Raw genomic sequence first — 16,192 nt, 5'->3', positions numbered from 1 at the left:
GCCCTGCCCCGACCGCACAGCTCGACAAGGAGCCCCAATGCCCGACCACGTCACCGACATCACCCAGCTCTACGCGCGCTACAGCCTCTCCATCGACTCCCGGGACCTGGAGTCCCTGCGCGGCTGCTTCACCGCCGACGGCGGCATGGAGATCACCGGCGGGCCCTCCTTCGCGGGCGCCGAGGGGCTCGCCAAGGTCATCGCCGGCCGTACCGCGGAGTCGCCGCGGCACGAGAACAGCAACGTCCTCGTCGACCTGGCCGACGACGCGAGCGCGACGGGCCGAGCGTATTTCGTGCTCCGGGGCCCGGACGGGCAGCCCGCCGCCATGGGCGAGTACAGCGACCGGCTGGTCCGCACCGACGCGGGATGGCGTTTCGCCGCGCGGCAGATCACCTTCACCTGGCGAGCCTGACGCGCGGCCCGCTCCGCGTGGCGGGAGCCCTGTCCTGGGCCGACGCCGTACACCCCGTCGCCCACAAGGGCTTCTCCAACTTGCAGAGCCCGTCTCTTCTCTTTCTGTTTAGTCTGGTCTAATCTTTGTGAGCCGTGTCACCGAGACGCGGCATCCCGAGCAAGAAAGACGCGAACCCCATGCTCAAGAAGCCCCTGACCGCGGTCGCGGTCGCCTCACTGATGACCCTGGCGGCGTGCGGCAACAGCGCGGGCTCCGGCGATTCCGGCACCGGTGCCGACGGCGTCGCCATGGGCCCCGGGGTCACCGACGACGAGATCAGCGTGACCGTGATCAGTGACTTCTCCGGTCCCATCGCCCAGGGCGGCATCGCCGGCTCGCTGGGCGTCGAAGCCAAGATCGACCAGGTCAACCGCGAGCAGGGCGGCATCTGCGGCCGCAAGGTCGTGGTCGACAAGCGCGACACCAAGTACGACCCGCAGATCACCACCCAGCAGTACCGCGCCGCGGCGCCGAAGAACCTGATGGTCGCCCAGTTCGTCGGCACCGCCGGCCTGAACGCCGTCCGGGCCAACATCGAGCGGGACAAGATGCCGACGCTCTCGGCGTCCATCAACACCCAGACCCTCGACCTCCCCAACGTCTACGTCGCCATGCCGCCCTTCGAGGTCGAGCTCATCAACGGCCTGACCTGGGCCGCCAAGGAGGCCGGCGCCTCGGCGAGCAAGAAGGTCAAGGTCGGGTTCGTGACGTCGGCCGACGAGACCGGCAAGGTCTACCTCGACGCCCTGAACCACGCGGCGAAGGCCACGGAGGGCCTGGAGGTCGTCGCCCAGCCGACCTACACCAACGCCGACACCGACTTCACGGCGCAGGTCAACAGCCTCAAGGACGCCGGAGCCGAGATCGTCATGCTGGGCGTCACCCCCGCCCAGACCGCCGGCATCATCGGCCAGTCGGCCCAGTTCGGCTACAAGCCGACCTTCGTGTCGAGCTCGGGCGCCTGGGCCTCCAGCCTCGGGAAGCCGCTGAAGGGCCTGCTGGACAAGTACTACGTCTCCGGCGGCTACGGCACGCTCAACGACGACAACGCCGGCATCCAGGCGCTGACCAAGGCCCGCAAGGCCTACGCCCCCGACGCGAAGCCGGACAACTTCGAGGTCGGCGGCTGGATCAACGGCACCGTCGTCGTGGAGGCGCTGCGCAAGGCGTGCGAGGCCAAGGACCTCACCCGCGAGGGCGTCAAGAAGGCGATGACCGGCCTGAAGGTCTCCTTCGACGACATCCTTCCCCCCATCGACCTCGGTGACGGCGACTCGATCGTGAGCTTCCAGTCCCGCATCAACAAGATCGGGGCGGACGGCGTGCAGGAGCCGGTCGCCGAGTTCTTCGAGTCCGAGGCCGCGAAGTCCTGGGACGCCGCCAGGCGCAAGTGACGACCCGGGGGTGTGCGGGCCCGGCAGGGCCCGCACACCCCCGGCTCCAATCCACCTCCGCGAACCAGGACTTCCAGATGACCCTCTTCCTCCAGCTCGGCTTCCAGGGCATCGCCCTGGGCCTGGTCTACGGGCTGATCGCGCTCGGGTTCGTGATCATGTTCAAGGGCTCCCACACCTTCAACTTCGCGCACGGCCAGTTCGTCGCCATCGGCGCCTACGTGGTGCTGGTGCTGCTGCCCCGGATGCCCTACGTGCTGGCCTTCATCGGGGCCGTGGCGATCACCGTCGGCCTCGCGCTGGTGGTCGAGCGGATGCTGATCCGCGGCCTGATCGGACGCTCGGTGACCGTCGTGGTGCTCGCCACCCTCGGCATCTCGACCATGCTGCACAACGCCGTCCTGATGGTGTGGGGCGTCGGCAGCCACGACTCGGTGGGACCGGTCGGCGCCGGCACCACCAAGGTCGGCTCGGTCGTGCTGCCCAACAGCGCCCTGGCCACCGTGGCCGTGTCGGTCGTCGTCCTCGCCGCGGTCGCCTGGTTCTTCCAGCGGACGCGCCACGGGCTGGCGCTGCGCGCGACCGCGAGCAGCCAGGAGGCGGCCCTGGCCCAGGGCATCGACGTGGGGCGGATGTTCGCGCTCTCCTGGGCGCTGGCGGCCTTCCTCGCGGTGACCGCGTCGATCTTCCTCGCCTCGTTCCCCCGGGTGGTCTCCCCCAGCATCGGCGACCTCGCGCTCATCGCGATCCCGGCGATCGTCATCGGCGGCATGGACTCGCTGATGGGAGCGGTGGTCGGCGGCCTGGTCGTGGGACTCACCCAGGTGCTGGGCTCCAACTACCTCAGCGACATCGGCGGCGGCCGCCTGCACGAGGTACTGCCCTACGTCCTCATGCTCCTGGTCCTCCTGGTCCGGCCCTACGGCCTGTTCGGCAGTCGCAGCATCGAAAGGGTCTGAGCCGTGTCCGTCCTCACCAGCCCACCGGCGCCCCGCGACGCCGCGACCCCCGCGCCGCGCGCGCAGGGCCTCCTCACCCGCGGCCGGATCGGCGTCCTCCTCTGGATCGCCGCCATGGTCGTGCTGCCGCTGGTGCTCCGCTCCGAGCTGTGGCTCGGCATCGGCATCCTCACGCTGATCGTCGGCATCGGCGCCATCGGCATGCAGGTGATCACCGGCCTCGCCGGGCAGATCTCGCTGGGCCACGCCTTCTTCATGGGCATCGGCGCCTACAGCTCCGCCTGGCTCGGCGCCGACAAGGGCCTGCCCTGGTGGCTCTGGCTGCCGGCGGCCGGCCTGGTCGCCGCCACCGCGGGCGCGCTGGTCGCACCCGTCGCCGTCCGCATCCGCGGCCTCTACCTGGCGGTCGCCACCCTCGCCCTGGTCTTCATCGGCCTCTACGCGTGGGAGACGTGGACGAGCCTCAGCGGCGGCGTCAACGGGCGCCCCGCGGCACCGGTCCTCTTCGGCGACCAGGACCTGAGCCTGGGCATCATGGCCGGCGACCAGGTGATCCTCGACGCCTTCCAGGCCTGGTGGTACTTCGCGCTGGCGATCCTGCTGGTGGCCATGCTCCTCGCCCACAACCTCAAGCGCTCGCGGCTCGGCCGCGCGTTCATGGCCGTGCGGGACAAGGACGTGGCCGCCGCGGTGGTGGGCGTCCCGGTGACCCAGACCAAGACCGTCGCCTTCGTCATCTCCTCCTTCTTCGCCGGCATCTCCGGCGCGCTGCTGGTGTCCTACATGGGCTACTTCACCCCCAGCCAGTGGCACCTGATGCTCTCGGTCGACTTCATCGCCATGATCGTGATCGGCGGGATGGGCACGGTCTCCGGCGCCCTGCTGGGGGCCCTCTTCGTGCGGGCGATGCCCGAGGTCGTGAACCAGGCCTCGGGCTTCCTGCCGTTCGTCCGCAAGGGCACGAGCACCGACGGCGGCATCACCGGACCGCTGCTGTCCGGGTTCCTCTACGGATTGGTGATCGTGCTGATCCTCCTCTTCGAGCCCAACGGGATCCGGGCGCTCCTGCTCCGGGCCTGGCGGCGCCTGCCGGCACCGCTGGGCAGCTCACGCGAAAGGCGGAAGACATCATGAGCCGCGACGCCTCCCCCGCGTCCGACGGCCCGCCGGCCCTGCGGACCACGGGCGTCAGCGCCGGCTACGGCGCCGCCGGGACCGCCGTGACCGAGCTGTCCCTGCGGGTGCCCCAGGGCCAGGTCGTCAGCCTGCTCGGCCCCAACGGGGCGGGCAAGACCACCGTCATGCGGGCGGTCTCGGGCCTGCTCGGGCTGCACCGCGGCCGCCTCACCGGCGGGCGGGTGGAACTCTTCGGCAAGGACGTGACCGGGGCCCGCGCGTCGCAGCGCGTCCGCGCCGGGCTCGCGCAGTGCCTGGAGGGAAGGATGGTCTTCCCGGGGCTCAGCGTCGCCGAGAACCTCGCCAGCGGAGGGCACGTGCGCCGCTACCGCGGCGGCGCGCTCACCGAGGCCCGCGACGAGGTGCTGGCGCTGCTGCCGCGGCTCGGCGACCTGCTGGACCGCAAGGCGGGCTACCTGTCCGGCGGCGAGCAGCAGATGCTGGCGATCGCGCGGGCCCTGATGTCGCGGCCGAAGCTGCTGCTCATGGACGAGCCGAGCCTGGGCCTCGCGCCCCGGATCGTCGAGCAGGTCCGGGACATCATCGTCTCCATCAACGAGGCCGGCACCTCGATCCTGCTCGTCGAGCAGAACGCGCGCATGGCCCTGTCGATCTCCGGCTACGCCTACCTCCTGGAGGGCGGGCGGGTCTACGCGGAGGGCACCCCGGAGGCGCTGGAGCAGGACAACGACATCGCGGCGGCGTACCTCGGCGCCGGCACCGCGCCCGTCACCCCCCGAGGAGCCGACTCGTGAGCGCCGCACTGTTCGAGGTCGAGGACCTCACCCTCTCCTTCGCCGGGGTCCGCGCGCTGGACGGGGTCGACTTCACCATCGACGAGGGCGAGCTCTTCGCCGTCATCGGACCCAACGGCGCCGGCAAGTCCACGCTGTTCAACTGCATCTCCGGCATCTACCGGCCGGAGTCGGGGAGCATCAGGTTCGGCGGCCGGCAGCTGCTGGGCAGCGCCCCCCACCGGATCGCGAGCGCCGGGATCGCCCGCACGTTCCAGAACGTCGACGTCTTCCCGGCCATGACCGTCGAGGAGTGCCTGCTCCTGGCCCGGCACCAGCACCTGCGCTCCGGTCCGGTGGCCAGCATGGTCAGGTGGGGCCGCAGTGCCCGCGAGGAGCGCGCGGCACTGCGGAAGGTCACCGAGGTGGCCGACCGCCTCGGCCTCGGCGGCCTGCTGCAGAGCACGGTCGGCACGCTGCCCCACGGCATCCAGAAGCGGGTCGAGCTCGCGCGCTCGCTGTGCATGGAGCCCCGGCTGCTGCTGCTCGACGAGCCGGTGGCCGGGATGAACCACGAGGAGACCGCCGAGATGGCGGCGACCCTCAGCGAGGTCAACGCCGACCTGGGTGTCACGATGCTCCTGGTCGAGCACGACATGTCGATGGTGATGGGCATCTCGCACCGTGTCTGCGTGCTCGACTTCGGGCGCCGCATCGCCCTCGACACCCCGGCCAATGTCGTCCGCGACGAGGCCGTCATCGACGCCTATCTGGGAGGAGCACTGTGAGCACGGCGGACATCACCGTCTACGGAATCGTCGGGAGCCTGCGCAAGGGGTCGTGGAACCGGCTGCTGCTGGAGTCCGCGGCCCGGCTGGCCCCCGCCGGGGTCAGCGTCACGATCAGCGACCTGATCGGGCGGTTCCCGCTCTTCAACGAGGACCTCCTCGCCCAGGAGCCGGCGGCGGTCACCCAGATGCGGAGGGAGATCGCCGCCGCGGACGCGCTGCTGATCGCCACGCCGGAGTACAACGGCGGGGTCCCGGGCGTGCTGAAGAACGCCTTCGACTGGATCTCCCTGCCGCTGGGCGCGTCCGTCCTCCAGGGCAAGCCGGTCGCCCTGATCGGCACCTCGCCGGGACGGCTGGGCACCGCCCGGTGCCAGTTCGAGCTGCGGAACATGTTCGTCTTCTCCCAGTCCCCGGTGATGCCGGGCCCCGAGGTGGTCATGCCCTTCGCGCACGAGTGCTTCGACGAGACCGGGCACCTCAAGGACCCGGTGGCGACCGAGCGGCTCGGGGTCCTCTTCGAGAAGCTCCGCGCCCACGTCGCCGCGACCCGGGCGGAGGTGGCGGCCCGATGATCACCCGCACCTTCGTCTCCCGCCCGTCCGCCGGTGCCCCGCGCGCGGGCGCCGGGGGCCATCCCTGCCAGGGCCTCTACCACGTCCGGGAGGGCGACCGCCCGAAGGTGGCGATGATCGCCACCCACTACCAGATCGACTTCGCCGAGCACTACCTCGCCGACCTGATGGCCGAGCGCGGCATCGGCTTCCTCGGCTGGAACACCAGGTTCCGCGGCTACGAGTGGAACTTCCGGCTCGACCAAGCGCTGGTGGACATCGGCGTCGGCGTGCGCTGGCTGCGCGAGGAGGCCGGGGTCGACTCGGTCGTCCTGCTGGGCAACTCGGGGGGCGGCTCGCTGATGGCCGCCTACCAGGCCCAGGCCGTCGACCCGACGCTGCAGCCCCCGATCGACCACGCCCCGGTCCCGGGGGTGGACGAGCTGCTCCCCGCCGACGGCTACGTGTCGCTGGCCGCGCACCTGGGCCGTCCCGACGTCCTCACCGCCTGGATGGACGCCGCGGTCGTCGACGAGTTCGACCCCGTGGCCACCGACCCCTCCCTCGACCTGTTCAACCCGGAGAACGGCCCGCCGTACAGCGCCGAGTTCATCGAGCGCTACCGGCAGGCGCAGGTCGACCGCAACCACCGGATCACCGCGTGGGCCAAGGCGGAACTGGCCCGGCTCACCGAGGCCGGCTACTACGACCGGCACTTCACCGTGGCCCGGACCTGGGCCGATCCGAGGATGGTCGACCCGGCCCTGGAGCCCACCGACCGGAAGCCCAACAGCTGCTACCGTGGGCCCGTCGAGGCCGCCAACCGGGGCGACCGTGGGATCGCCGGGGAGACGACGGTGCGCAACTGGCTCAACATGTGGAGCCTGAGCGAGTCGCCCTGCCGCGGTGAAGGCAACCTCACCAAGATCACGATCCCGGCGCTGGTCATCAACCCGACCGCGGACACCGGCGTCTTCCCCAGCGACGCCGACCGGATCGCCGCCGCCCTCGCCGGTGAGGACAAGACCCGCCACGACCACGCCGGGGACCACTACTTCCTGGAGCCCGCGGGCGCCCGGGACGCGGTCGCCGACACGATCTCCGACTGGGTCGGCACGCGGTTCGGGAGCGGGAGCACGCGATGACGGCGTCCGCGGCGATCCACGGCGCCCGCGGCCAGCACTGGATCGCGCACCTCGCCCGGCACGCCCACGCCCGGCCCGAGGTGACCGCGCTGCGGTGCGGCGAGGTCGCGCACACGTGGCGCGGGCTCGCCGGCCGGGTGCTGCGGTCCGGCCGCGCGCTCGCGCGGCTGGGCGTCGGCCCCGGCGACCGGGTCGCCTTCGTGATGGGCAACGGGGTCGAGTACGTCGAGTCGCTCCTGGCGGTCTCCGCCGCAGGTGCGGTCGGGGTGCCGGTGAACCCCCGGCTGGCCACCGGCGAGGTGGCCTACATCCTCCGCGACTGCGGCGCGTCCCTGGTGCTCACCGACGGCGCGTACGGCGGACTGGCCGCCGACGCGGCCAAGGAGGACGGCATCCGGGTCGTGGACGTCACCGCGCCGGAGGACCCGCTCGCCGCGGACCCGCTCGACGAACCCCCCGCGAGCTCGCCCCCGGACTCGCCCGCGGAGGAACTGGCCGCGATCGACGTGGACGAGCACCGCCCGGCGCTGATCATGTACACGTCCGGCACGACCGGGCACCCCAAGGGCGCGGTCCTCACCCACCGCAACCTGCTCGCCCAGAGCCAGACGAACCTGATCGCCTTCCGCTTCGAGATGTACGACGAGGTCTACCTCTGTGCCTCGCCGCTCTTCCACATCGGCGCCATCGGAGGTCTGGCCCCCGCACTGCTCGCCGGCGCCACGGTGGTCGTGATGCCCACCGGCGCCTTCGACGCCGGTGAGCACCTCGACGTGATGGCCGAGCACCGGGTCACGTCCGTCTTCCTGGTGCCCACCCAGTGGCAGGCGCTCGTGGCCGAGCAGCGGCGGCGGCCCCGTGACCTGTCCCGGCTGCGCGTCGCCGCGTGGGGGGCCGCCCCCGCCACCGACACGCTCCTGAAGGAGATGGGCGAGGTGTTCGGTGCCGCCGACATGCTCGCTCTCTTCGGCCAGACCGAGATGTCGCCGGTCACGTGCGTGCTGGAGGGCAAGGACGCCCGCCGGAAGCTGGGCTCGGTGGGGCGGCCGGCGCCGGGCGTGTGGGCGCGCGTGGTCGACACCGATATGAACGACGTCCCCGCGGGCGGGATCGGCGAGATCGTCTACCGCGGGCCGGGCCTGATGACGGGCTACTGGAACCTGCCCGAGGCGACCGCCGAAGCGTTCGCCGGCGGCTGGTTCCACTCCGGTGACCTGGTGCGTGTCGACGACGAGGGGTTCGTCTACGTCGTCGACCGGCTCAAGGACATGGTCATCACCGGCGGCGAGAACGTCTACTGCGCCGAGGTGGAGAACGTGCTCGCCTCCCACCCGGACATCGCCGAGGTGGCGGTGGTGGGCCGGCCGCACCCGAAGTGGGGCGAGACGCCGGTCGCGGTCGTCTCGCCGCGCCTCGGACGGCCCGTCCCGTCGCTCGAGGAGCTGCGCGACCACGCCCGGCGCGAGCTGGCGCCGTACAAGCTGCCGACCGGCGTCGAGACGGTCGAGCGGCTCCCCCGCAACGCCTCGGGGAAAGTGCTCAAGTTCGAGCTGCGAGATGGAAGGGTCGATGACAGCGTCCACGGATAAGATCCGCTGGGTGGACAGTTCCTCCGCTGCTCAGCCTCGCAAGCCGCAGTACCCGATCGAGTCGGTCGACAACGCGCTGCGGATCCTGCTGCTGCTGGGCGAGCGGAAGAGCCTGCGCCTCACCGAGGTGAGCGAGTACCTCTCGGTGGCGTCGTCGACCGCGCACCGCGTGCTCGCGATGCTGCAGTACCGGGGGTTCGTCCGCCAGTCGAGCACGTCGCGGGCCTATGAACCGGGTCCCGCGCTCACGGAGATCGCCTTCTCGGTGCTGCGGCAGATCGACGTCCGCGAGCAGGTCCGGCCGCTGCTGGAGGAGCTCGCCAAGCACTACGGCGAGACCGTCCACCTCGCCCGCCTGGACGGCTCGCTGGTGTCCTTCGTCGACGCCGTGGAGAGCAGCCGGGCCGTGCGGGTCGGCTCGCGGATGGGCAAGACCCTCCCGGCCCACGTGTCGGCGTCCGGCAAGGTGCTGCTGGCGCAGCTGCCGGACGAGGCCGTCGTCGCCCTCTACCCGCGGGAGAACCTGGAGGCGCTGACCCCGCACTCCCTGTCCACGCGGACCGCGCTCCTGGAAGATCTGGACCGCATCCGGAAGCGGGGCTACGCCACAGGGCTGCAGGAGAGCGAGGACGGGGTCATCGCGGTGGCCGCACCGCTCGGCACGCACGCCGGCTCCCGGTACGCGGTGAGCATCTCGGCGCCCAGCCACCGCAAGCAGGACTTCACCGAGGTCGCCGTCGCCGAGGACCTGCTGCGCTTCGCCGAGCAGTGCCGCGGCTTCTTCTCCTGAACGGAAGCGCCTGACTAGCGGGCGAGCCCGCCCACTGCCGCTCAGCGCCGGGGGCGGCCGGGCGATGGGGCTGACCGACCCGGTGCCGGCGGTGCGTCCAGACTCCGATCCGGCGCCGGGTCAGCCTCGATGCCCATGGCTCAGGTCGCGAAGAGGGCGTTGAGCTTGCTGCGATCGAAGTACTCCTCGATCCGCCGGATCCTGCCGTCCTCGACGTACACGCGCAGGATCGCCGGGATCGACGCCGACCGGCCGCTGCGCTCGACCTCGATCACGTGCTGGCGGAGGAAGCCGTCCTCCAGCGCGGTGTGCCGGGGCTGGGCGTAGCCGAACTTGTCGTAGCGGTCGGCGATGCTGCCCAGCGTCGTGAGGTTCTCGTCCTTGGTCTGGTCGACGTCGTCGTAGTTGTGCCAGACGGTGACGTCGTCGTGGTACAGGGCGGAGACGGCCTCGATGTCACCGGCTTCGACGAGCCGGAAGAACCGTTCGGCGTACTCCACCATCGACTCTCCGCTCATGCGGAGGCCCCCTGGGCGGCCGGGACGCCCGCGGCGGTCATCGGCGCCAGGTTGACGTCGTCCTCGGTCAGCTCGCGCGTCCAGGCGGCGAACTCCAGCAGCACGCCGTCCGGGTCGAAGAAGTACATCGAACGGACGAAGACGCCGTCGTGGTAGGTCTCCGCCACACCGCGCTCGCTGTCGTCGTGTTCGAGGACGGGCCCGGTGCGGACGCCCTTGGCGTCCAGCTTGGCCTTGTACTCGTCGAACTTGTCGAGCGGGATCTTGAAGGCGACGTGGTTCATCGAGCCGTGGGCCGTGGCGATGTCGCCGACGCCCGGCAGCTCGGCGGCGGAGGCGACGCCGGGGGCCCGCCGGGGCGCGTTGGGGAACCAGAAGAAGGCCAGGTACTGGTCACCGCCCATGTCGAAGAAGAAGTGCTGCCCGCCGTTGGGCAGCTTGATCGTCTTGCTCAGCTTCATGCCGAGGACGTTGGTGTAGAAGTCGACGGTGCGCTCCATGTCCTCGCAGACCAGCGCGAGGTGGCAGAGCCCCTGGAGTTCGAACTCGGAGTTGGTCCCCATCGTGTTCCTCCTGTTCAGGTGACCCGTCGCCACGGTATCGGAAACTGTTTCTGGTCACCAGACTTTTTTCCGAACGGTCTGTACCATTGGGCGTGGAGGAGGGTACCCGCTCCCCGGCCCCCGCCGGACCCGCCGGCCCGCTCAGCCGCGGCCGCGCTCCAGGTCGACGGCGTACTCGAACCGGTCGGCGGGATGCACCGAGACCGTGATCTCGAAGGGCTGGCCGGCGCGGTCCAGGTAGCGCCGCGTCATCTGCAGCACGGGCGAACCGGCGGTGGTGCGCAGCATGTCGACCATGGCGTCCGGCACCGTCGCCGCGCGCATCCGCTGCTCGATGGTGTGCACGGTACGGCCGGTCGCCTCCTCGACCATGTCCGAGATCAGCCGCTTGGGGTCCAGCACCTGGTCGCCCACGGCGGCCGCGACGTCGGGCTCGAGGTAGACGTCGGTGCAGCACAGCGGCCAGCCGTCGTCGGCCGGGTCGATCCGCAGCATCCGGATCTTGGTCCAGCGCTGCCCGGGGCGGCAGCCGAGGACCAGGGCGTCGACCTCGTCGACCACGACCTCGGCGATCGACAGGACCTGGCGGTTCGTCTCCACGGAGTACTGCATCAGGTCGTCCACCGAATGCACGGAACGGGCGAAGACCGAATGCGGCTTCAGGCGCTCGACGCGGGTACCGCGCCGAGGCCGGCGGGAGACCAGCCCCAGCTCCTCCACGATGTCGAGCGCGGCGCGGATCGTCCCCCGGCTCACGTCGAACTCGGCCGCCAGGTCCACCTCAGGCGCGAACTGCCCGCCGATCGGCCAGCGTCCCGACTGGATCTGCCGGACCAGCTCCTCGGCGACTTCCTCGTAACGCCTCATTGCCCTCCCGTCCACGGCCCACCGTCCGCTGGACCAAGGACATTGTGACCCCTGACACCCGCGCGGAGCGCCCGCCCGCACGGGGCCGCCGGCGCCTCCCGACTCCTATTAGACTAGACAAACTGATTAGACTAGACAATTCAACCGGTCCAGATCATAGGCTAGGGCCATGCGCATCATCGACGTCCGCGAGGTCGCGGTCCCTCTCCACGGAGACATCGGCAACTCCGTGGTGAACTTCGCCGAGCACACCGTCTCCCTGGTGGCCGTGCGGACCGACGTACGCCGGAACGGGCGTCCGCTCACCGGCATCGCCTTCAACTCGATCGGGCGCCACGCCCAGGGCGGCATCCTCCGCGACAGGATGATCCCGCGGCTGCTCGCCGCCGACCCCGGCACGCTGCTCGACCCGTCGACCGGGCTGCTCTCGCCCGCCCGCGTGCTCGAGTGCGCCATGCGGAACGAGAAGCCCGGCGGCCACGGTGACCGCGCCGCGGCGGCCGGCGCCGTCGAGCTCGCGGTGTGGGACCTGCTGGCCAAGCACCACGACGAGCCGGCCCATGCCACCATCGCCCGGGCCTTCGGCCGCACGCCCGCGGTCACCGGCGTGCCCGTGTACGCCGCCGGGGGCTACTACCACCCGGACGACTCCCTGGACCGCCTCCGCGGCGAGCTCACCGGCTACGTGGACCAGGGCTACCCCGTGGTCAAGATCAAGATCGGCGGCGTGCCGCTGCCCGAGGACATGGCCCGCGTCGAGGCGGCCGTCGAGGTGATGGGGGGCGGGGACGGCGTCGCCGTCGACGCGAACGGACGCTTCGGCCGGGACCGCGCCCTGGCCTACGCCACGGCCCTGTCCAGCCTCGGCCTGCACTGGTACGAGGAGGCCGGCGACCCGCTCGACTACGCCCTGCACCGGGACCTGACCGAGGTCTATCCGGGGGCCATCGCCACCGGCGAGAACCTCTTCTCCGTCCAGGACGTGCGCAACCTGCTCACCTATGGCGGCGTACGCCCCGACCGGGACGTCTTCCAGATGGACGCCGGGCTCAGCTACGGGCTGACCGAGTACGCCCGCATGATCGAGGCCATGGAGTCGCACGGCGTCGACCGGGCCCAGGCGTTCCCGCACGGCGGGCACCTGATCAACCTGCACGTCGCGGCCGGCCTGGGGCTGGGCGGCTGCGAGGCATATCCCGGGGTCTTCGAGCCCTTCGGCGGCTACAGCCCGGACTGCCGGCTCTCCGGCGGCCTGGTCCACCCCGGCCAGGCGCCCGGGTTCGGCCTGGAGGCCAAGCCGGGGCTCGACGGAGAGATCGCCGACCTTCTCAAGGAGCTGGACGCATGAAGATCTGCGTCGTCGGCTGCGGAGCCATGGGCTCGGTGTACGCCGCGCGCCTGAGCCGCGCGGGTCATGAGGTCTCGGTGGTCGACAGGTGGCGGGACCACGTGGAGGCGATCGCCCGTGACGGGCTGCACGTCAGCGGACCCGACGGGGAGTTCCGCGCCGCGGTCGCGGCCCACGACACCGCGCCCGCCGATCCGGTCGACCTCGTCGTCCTCGCCGTCAAGGCCGCCGACGTGCCCGCGGCCGCGGCCGGACTCGCCCCGCTGCTGGCGCCGGAGACCACCGTGCTGACCATCCAGAACGGGCTCGGGTCGGCCGACACCGTGGCCGGCGCGGTCGGCGCCGAACGCCTGGCCATCGGCATCGCCAGCGGCTTCGGCGCCGGTCTGACCGGGCCGGGCCGGGTGCGGCACAACGCGATGCGCGCCCTGAGGTTCGGCGCCCACAGCTCCCTCCCGCCCGAACGGGTCGAGGAGGTGGCGGCGGCCTGGCGGACGGCCGGCTTCGACGCGGCGGCCGTCGCCGACGTCATCGCGATGCAGTGGGAGAAGCTCATCTGCAACGTCGCCTACAGCGCCCCGTGCGCCCTGACCGGGCTGACCGTGGGCGAGGTCCGCGACCATCCCGAGCTGTCCGTGACGAGCCAGGCCGCGGCGACCGAGGCGTGGGTGACCGCCCTGGCGCGCGGGGTGGCCATCGACGTGCCGGACCCAGTGGAGTTGGTACGCGACTTCGCCGCCCGGATGCCCGCTGCCGAGCCGTCGGCGCTGCTGGACCACAAGGCGCACCGGACCAGCGAGATCGACGTCATCAACGGAGCGGTCCCCCGGGAGGCGGCCAAGGTGGGCCGCACGGCGCCGGTCAACCAGGCGCTGACCGCCCTCGCCCGCCATCGCGAAGCCGCCTGGCGCCGGTGACCCCGCCGCCAGGCCCGCGGGGTCGCCCGTCTAGAGGTCCGGCAGGGGGTCCTTGGGCAGGCTGTCGCGGTCGAAGATCTCGGCGTCGGCCGCGTTGACGACCGCGACGTACTCGTCGTCCACCTCGAAGACCGCGCCGGCGAACTCGAACGAGGCGCCGGCGCCGGTCTCCACCGGCCCGATGCGGGTGCCGCGGGGGTAGCTGCCCCACACGGTCTTCGGCGTGCTGCGGCTCATCGCGCCGGTGGAGATCACCGCGATCTGGTCGTCGGTGACGACGAAGATGAACCCCGCCCCGCCGCCGTAGGACGTCGCGGGGAAGATGTAGCGGATCTCTCCGTCGATCCCGAGGAACTCCCGGCAGCGCTCGCGCAGCGGGCGTGTCACCGGCATGGCTGTTCAAGCACCTCCCGGACGGGACGTCGGTCGCCCTCACAATCATGCCCCCGTGCGTCAGAACGACGCCAGTGCCGATGCCGGGACGGCTCCAGAGTCAGGCCGCGGCGAGCGCCGTCGTCGGGGGCAGCCGCGCCGCCCGCATCGCCGGGTACAGACCCGCGGCGGTGCCGATCGCGAGGGTGGCGGCGAGCGCGGCGCCGACCGCCCACACCGGCACGACCGGCGGCCACCCCTTCCACAGGGCGTACCCGGCCGTCACCGCCGCGCCCGCCGCGGTCCCGGCGGCGCCGCCGAACGCCGACAGCAGCAGCGACTCGGCGAGGAACTGCACCCGCACCTGCCCGCGCGTCGCGCCGAGCGACCGGCGCAGCCCGATCTCCCGGCGCCGCTCCAGCACCGAGATCACCATCGTGTTCGCGACCCCGACGCCGCCGACCAGCAGCGCGACGGCGCCGAGCCCGAGCAGCAGCCCGGTGAACGCGCCCTCGGCCGCCGCCCTGGCCTCCAGCGCGTCCGAGGGGCGGCCGACCTCGATCTCCTCGGGACGCTCGGGGCTGACCGTCCGGGCGAGGCCGCTCCTGACGTCGCCGACCGCCGCGTCCGCCGACCGCTCGTAGATCGTCGTCGGATGCCCGTCGAAGCCCAGGTACCGCTGCGCGGCGTCCCAGCCCACGAGGACCGACCGGTCGATCTCGGGGGCCAGCTCGGCGGGCCGCAGCACCCCGAGCACGGTGAACCACCGCCCACCGATCCATACCCGGCCGCCGGCCTGGCCCACCCCGAGCCTCCGCGCCGCCAGGTCGCCGAGCACGACGCCCGGGTAGCGGGCCGTGGCCGAGTTGAGCCACGCGCCGCTCGCCGTCCCGACCTCCAGCGTGTCCAGCAGCTCGATCGTGGCGGCCTGCACCGCGATCCCGTGCGTGACCTCCTCAGGGATCATGCCGGTGCGGCGGACGGTCGCGTCCACCGACCCGGTCGCCCCGACCGCCGTGACGGGCCCGATCCTCCGGACCATCTCCGGCGCCGCCTCGGGCAGCTCCGCCTTCTCGCCGAACAGCGTGTCGCCGGGCTTCACCGTCAGCAGGTTCGTGCCGAGGCGGTCGAGGCGCCGCAGCAGGTCCTCCTTCCCGGACGACGAGATCCCGATGACCGCGACCATCGTCGCGATCCCGATCGCGATGCCGAGCGCGGAGAGCACCACCCGGGCCGGACGCGCCCGCAGCCCGCCGAGGCCCACGCGGAGCACGTCAGCCGCACTGAGCCGCCCCGGCTCCAGTTCGTCCTTCACCGGCTGCTCGCCCCCGCCCGCTCGTCGGCGACGATCAGCCCGTCCCTGACCCGCACCCTGCGCGGCGCCCGGGCCGCGACCTCCGCATCGTGCGTGATGATCGCGACGGTCGTGCCGGCGCGGTTCAGGTCGTCCAGCAGGGCCAGCACGCCGGCGCCCGCGGCGGAATCGAGATTGCCGGTCGGCTCGTCGGCCAGCAGGAGGTCCGGTTCCCCCACCACGGCCCGCGCCACCGCGACCCGCTGCTGCTCGCCGCCCGACAGCTCGTGCGGCCGGTGCCCGATCCGCTCCCCCAGCCCGACCCGCTCCAGCGCCGCCCGCGCCCGCTCCCGGCGCTCCCGCAACCCCGTACCGCTGTAGAGGAGGCCGTCCGCGACGTTGTCGAGGGCGCTCACCCCTGCGGCCAGGTGGAACTGCTGGAACACGAACCCGATGTGCCGGGCCCGCAGCGCCGACAGCTCCCGATCACGAAGCCCCGACACGTCATGCCCCGCGACCGTCACGCTCCCCGCGGTCGGACGGTCCAGCGTCCCGATCATGTGCAGCAGCGTCGACTTCCCGGACCCCGACGGCCCGGCGATCGCGGCCATCTCCCCCCGCGCGATCGCCAGGTCGACGCCCCGCAGCGCCACCACGCCCGGGTACTCCTTGGTCACCCCGGCCAGCTCGACGATGTTCATGCCGCGGGCACCCCGACCTTCATGCC

At 72.0% G+C, this 16,192-nt stretch carries 18 protein-coding genes; 12 read left to right on the top strand and 6 right to left on the bottom strand.

Annotated features, from left to right (window positions below):
• The first annotated feature begins 37 nt into the window (after nt 1-37).
• From E1266_RS26330 to E1266_RS26290, 10 genes are all read left to right on the top strand, one after another.
• A complete protein-coding gene (locus tag E1266_RS26330; RefSeq protein WP_132051427.1) occupies nt 38-415 on the top strand; it encodes a nuclear transport factor 2 family protein in 378 nt (125 codons plus the stop codon).
• Nucleotides 416-594: 179 nt separating this feature from the next.
• The gene (locus E1266_RS26325) at nt 595-1,851 is read left to right on the top strand and encodes an ABC transporter substrate-binding protein (RefSeq protein ID WP_132051425.1); all 1,257 of its coding nucleotides are present in this window, start codon (nt 595-597) and stop codon (nt 1,849-1,851) included.
• A gap of 77 nt (nt 1,852-1,928) precedes the next feature.
• Entirely contained in the window at nt 1,929-2,810 is an 882-nt protein-coding gene (locus E1266_RS26320; RefSeq protein WP_132051423.1) for a branched-chain amino acid ABC transporter permease, read from the top strand.
• Between the two features lie 3 nt (nt 2,811-2,813).
• Nucleotides 2,814-3,944, top strand: a complete 1,131-nt coding sequence (locus tag E1266_RS26315; RefSeq protein WP_132051421.1) for a branched-chain amino acid ABC transporter permease — start codon at nt 2,814-2,816, stop codon at nt 3,942-3,944.
• Nucleotides 3,941-4,741, top strand: coding sequence for an ABC transporter ATP-binding protein (locus E1266_RS26310; RefSeq protein ID WP_132051419.1), 801 nt, complete (start codon nt 3,941-3,943; stop codon nt 4,739-4,741). The genes E1266_RS26315 and E1266_RS26310 overlap by 4 nt, the downstream gene beginning before the upstream one ends.
• Complete coding sequence (locus E1266_RS38220; RefSeq protein WP_165966216.1) at nt 4,738-5,508, top strand: ABC transporter ATP-binding protein; 771 nt, start codon at nt 4,738-4,740, stop codon at nt 5,506-5,508. The genes E1266_RS26310 and E1266_RS38220 overlap by 4 nt, the downstream gene beginning before the upstream one ends.
• Nucleotides 5,505-6,083 carry an NAD(P)H-dependent oxidoreductase gene (locus tag E1266_RS38215; RefSeq protein WP_165966215.1) on the top strand — a complete coding sequence of 193 codons (579 nt, stop codon included), beginning with the start codon at nt 5,505-5,507 and terminating at the stop codon, nt 6,081-6,083. The genes E1266_RS38220 and E1266_RS38215 overlap by 4 nt, the downstream gene beginning before the upstream one ends.
• Entirely contained in the window at nt 6,080-7,207 is a 1,128-nt protein-coding gene (locus tag E1266_RS26300) for an alpha/beta hydrolase (protein ID WP_132051415.1), read from the top strand. Before E1266_RS38215 ends, E1266_RS26300 begins: the two co-directional genes overlap by 4 nt.
• A complete protein-coding gene (locus E1266_RS26295; protein WP_132051413.1) occupies nt 7,204-8,796 on the top strand; it encodes an AMP-binding protein in 1,593 nt (530 codons plus the stop codon). Before E1266_RS26300 ends, E1266_RS26295 begins: the two co-directional genes overlap by 4 nt.
• A gap of 10 nt (nt 8,797-8,806) precedes the next feature.
• On the top strand, nt 8,807-9,586 hold the full coding sequence (locus E1266_RS26290; protein ID WP_165966214.1) for an IclR family transcriptional regulator: 780 nt from the start codon (nt 8,807-8,809) through the stop codon (nt 9,584-9,586).
• Nucleotides 9,587-9,726: 140 nt separating this feature from the next.
• Here E1266_RS26290 and E1266_RS26285 read toward each other — a convergent pair whose 3' ends face one another.
• The 3 genes from E1266_RS26285 to E1266_RS26275 form a co-directional block, all read right to left on the bottom strand.
• Nucleotides 9,727-10,104 carry a nuclear transport factor 2 family protein gene (locus E1266_RS26285; RefSeq protein WP_132051409.1) on the bottom strand — a complete coding sequence of 126 codons (378 nt, stop codon included), beginning with the start codon at nt 10,102-10,104 and terminating at the stop codon, nt 9,727-9,729.
• Nucleotides 10,101-10,667 carry a VOC family protein gene (locus E1266_RS26280; protein ID WP_132051407.1) on the bottom strand — a complete coding sequence of 189 codons (567 nt, stop codon included), beginning with the start codon at nt 10,665-10,667 and terminating at the stop codon, nt 10,101-10,103. Before E1266_RS26280 ends, E1266_RS26285 begins: the two co-directional genes overlap by 4 nt.
• Before the next feature lie 141 nt (nt 10,668-10,808).
• Complete coding sequence (locus E1266_RS26275) at nt 10,809-11,534, bottom strand: GntR family transcriptional regulator (RefSeq protein ID WP_132051405.1); 726 nt, start codon at nt 11,532-11,534, stop codon at nt 10,809-10,811.
• 169 nt (nt 11,535-11,703) lie between these two features.
• Here E1266_RS26275 and E1266_RS26270 point away from each other — a divergent pair, with 169 nt between their 5' ends.
• Together E1266_RS26270 and E1266_RS26265 are read left to right on the top strand one after the other, a co-directional pair.
• Nucleotides 11,704-12,882, top strand: a complete 1,179-nt coding sequence (locus E1266_RS26270) for an enolase C-terminal domain-like protein (RefSeq protein ID WP_132051403.1) — start codon at nt 11,704-11,706, stop codon at nt 12,880-12,882.
• A complete protein-coding gene (locus E1266_RS26265) occupies nt 12,879-13,799 on the top strand; it encodes a 2-dehydropantoate 2-reductase (protein ID WP_132051401.1) in 921 nt (306 codons plus the stop codon). The genes E1266_RS26270 and E1266_RS26265 overlap by 4 nt, the downstream gene beginning before the upstream one ends.
• Nucleotides 13,800-13,829: 30 nt before the next feature.
• On the opposite strand, the gene E1266_RS26260 is transcribed toward E1266_RS26265, so the two are convergent.
• The 3 genes from E1266_RS26260 to E1266_RS26250 form a co-directional block, all read right to left on the bottom strand.
• The gene (locus tag E1266_RS26260; protein ID WP_132051399.1) at nt 13,830-14,192 is read right to left on the bottom strand and encodes a hypothetical protein; all 363 of its coding nucleotides are present in this window, start codon (nt 14,190-14,192) and stop codon (nt 13,830-13,832) included.
• A gap of 100 nt (nt 14,193-14,292) precedes the next feature.
• Entirely contained in the window at nt 14,293-15,486 is a 1,194-nt protein-coding gene (locus E1266_RS26255) for an ABC transporter permease (protein WP_132051397.1), read from the bottom strand.
• Entirely contained in the window at nt 15,483-16,166 is a 684-nt protein-coding gene (locus tag E1266_RS26250) for an ABC transporter ATP-binding protein (RefSeq protein ID WP_132051395.1), read from the bottom strand. The genes E1266_RS26255 and E1266_RS26250 overlap by 4 nt, the downstream gene beginning before the upstream one ends.
• Between the last annotated feature and the right edge of the window lie 26 nt (nt 16,167-16,192).

Origin of the sequence: Actinomadura sp. 7K534 (assembly GCF_004348575.1) — a bacterium.
Classification (GTDB): Bacteria; Actinomycetota; Actinomycetes; order Streptosporangiales; family Streptosporangiaceae; genus Spirillospora; species Spirillospora livida.
Note: the sequence above shows the minus strand (reverse complement) of the source record. Positions and strands in the feature narration are given on the sequence as shown.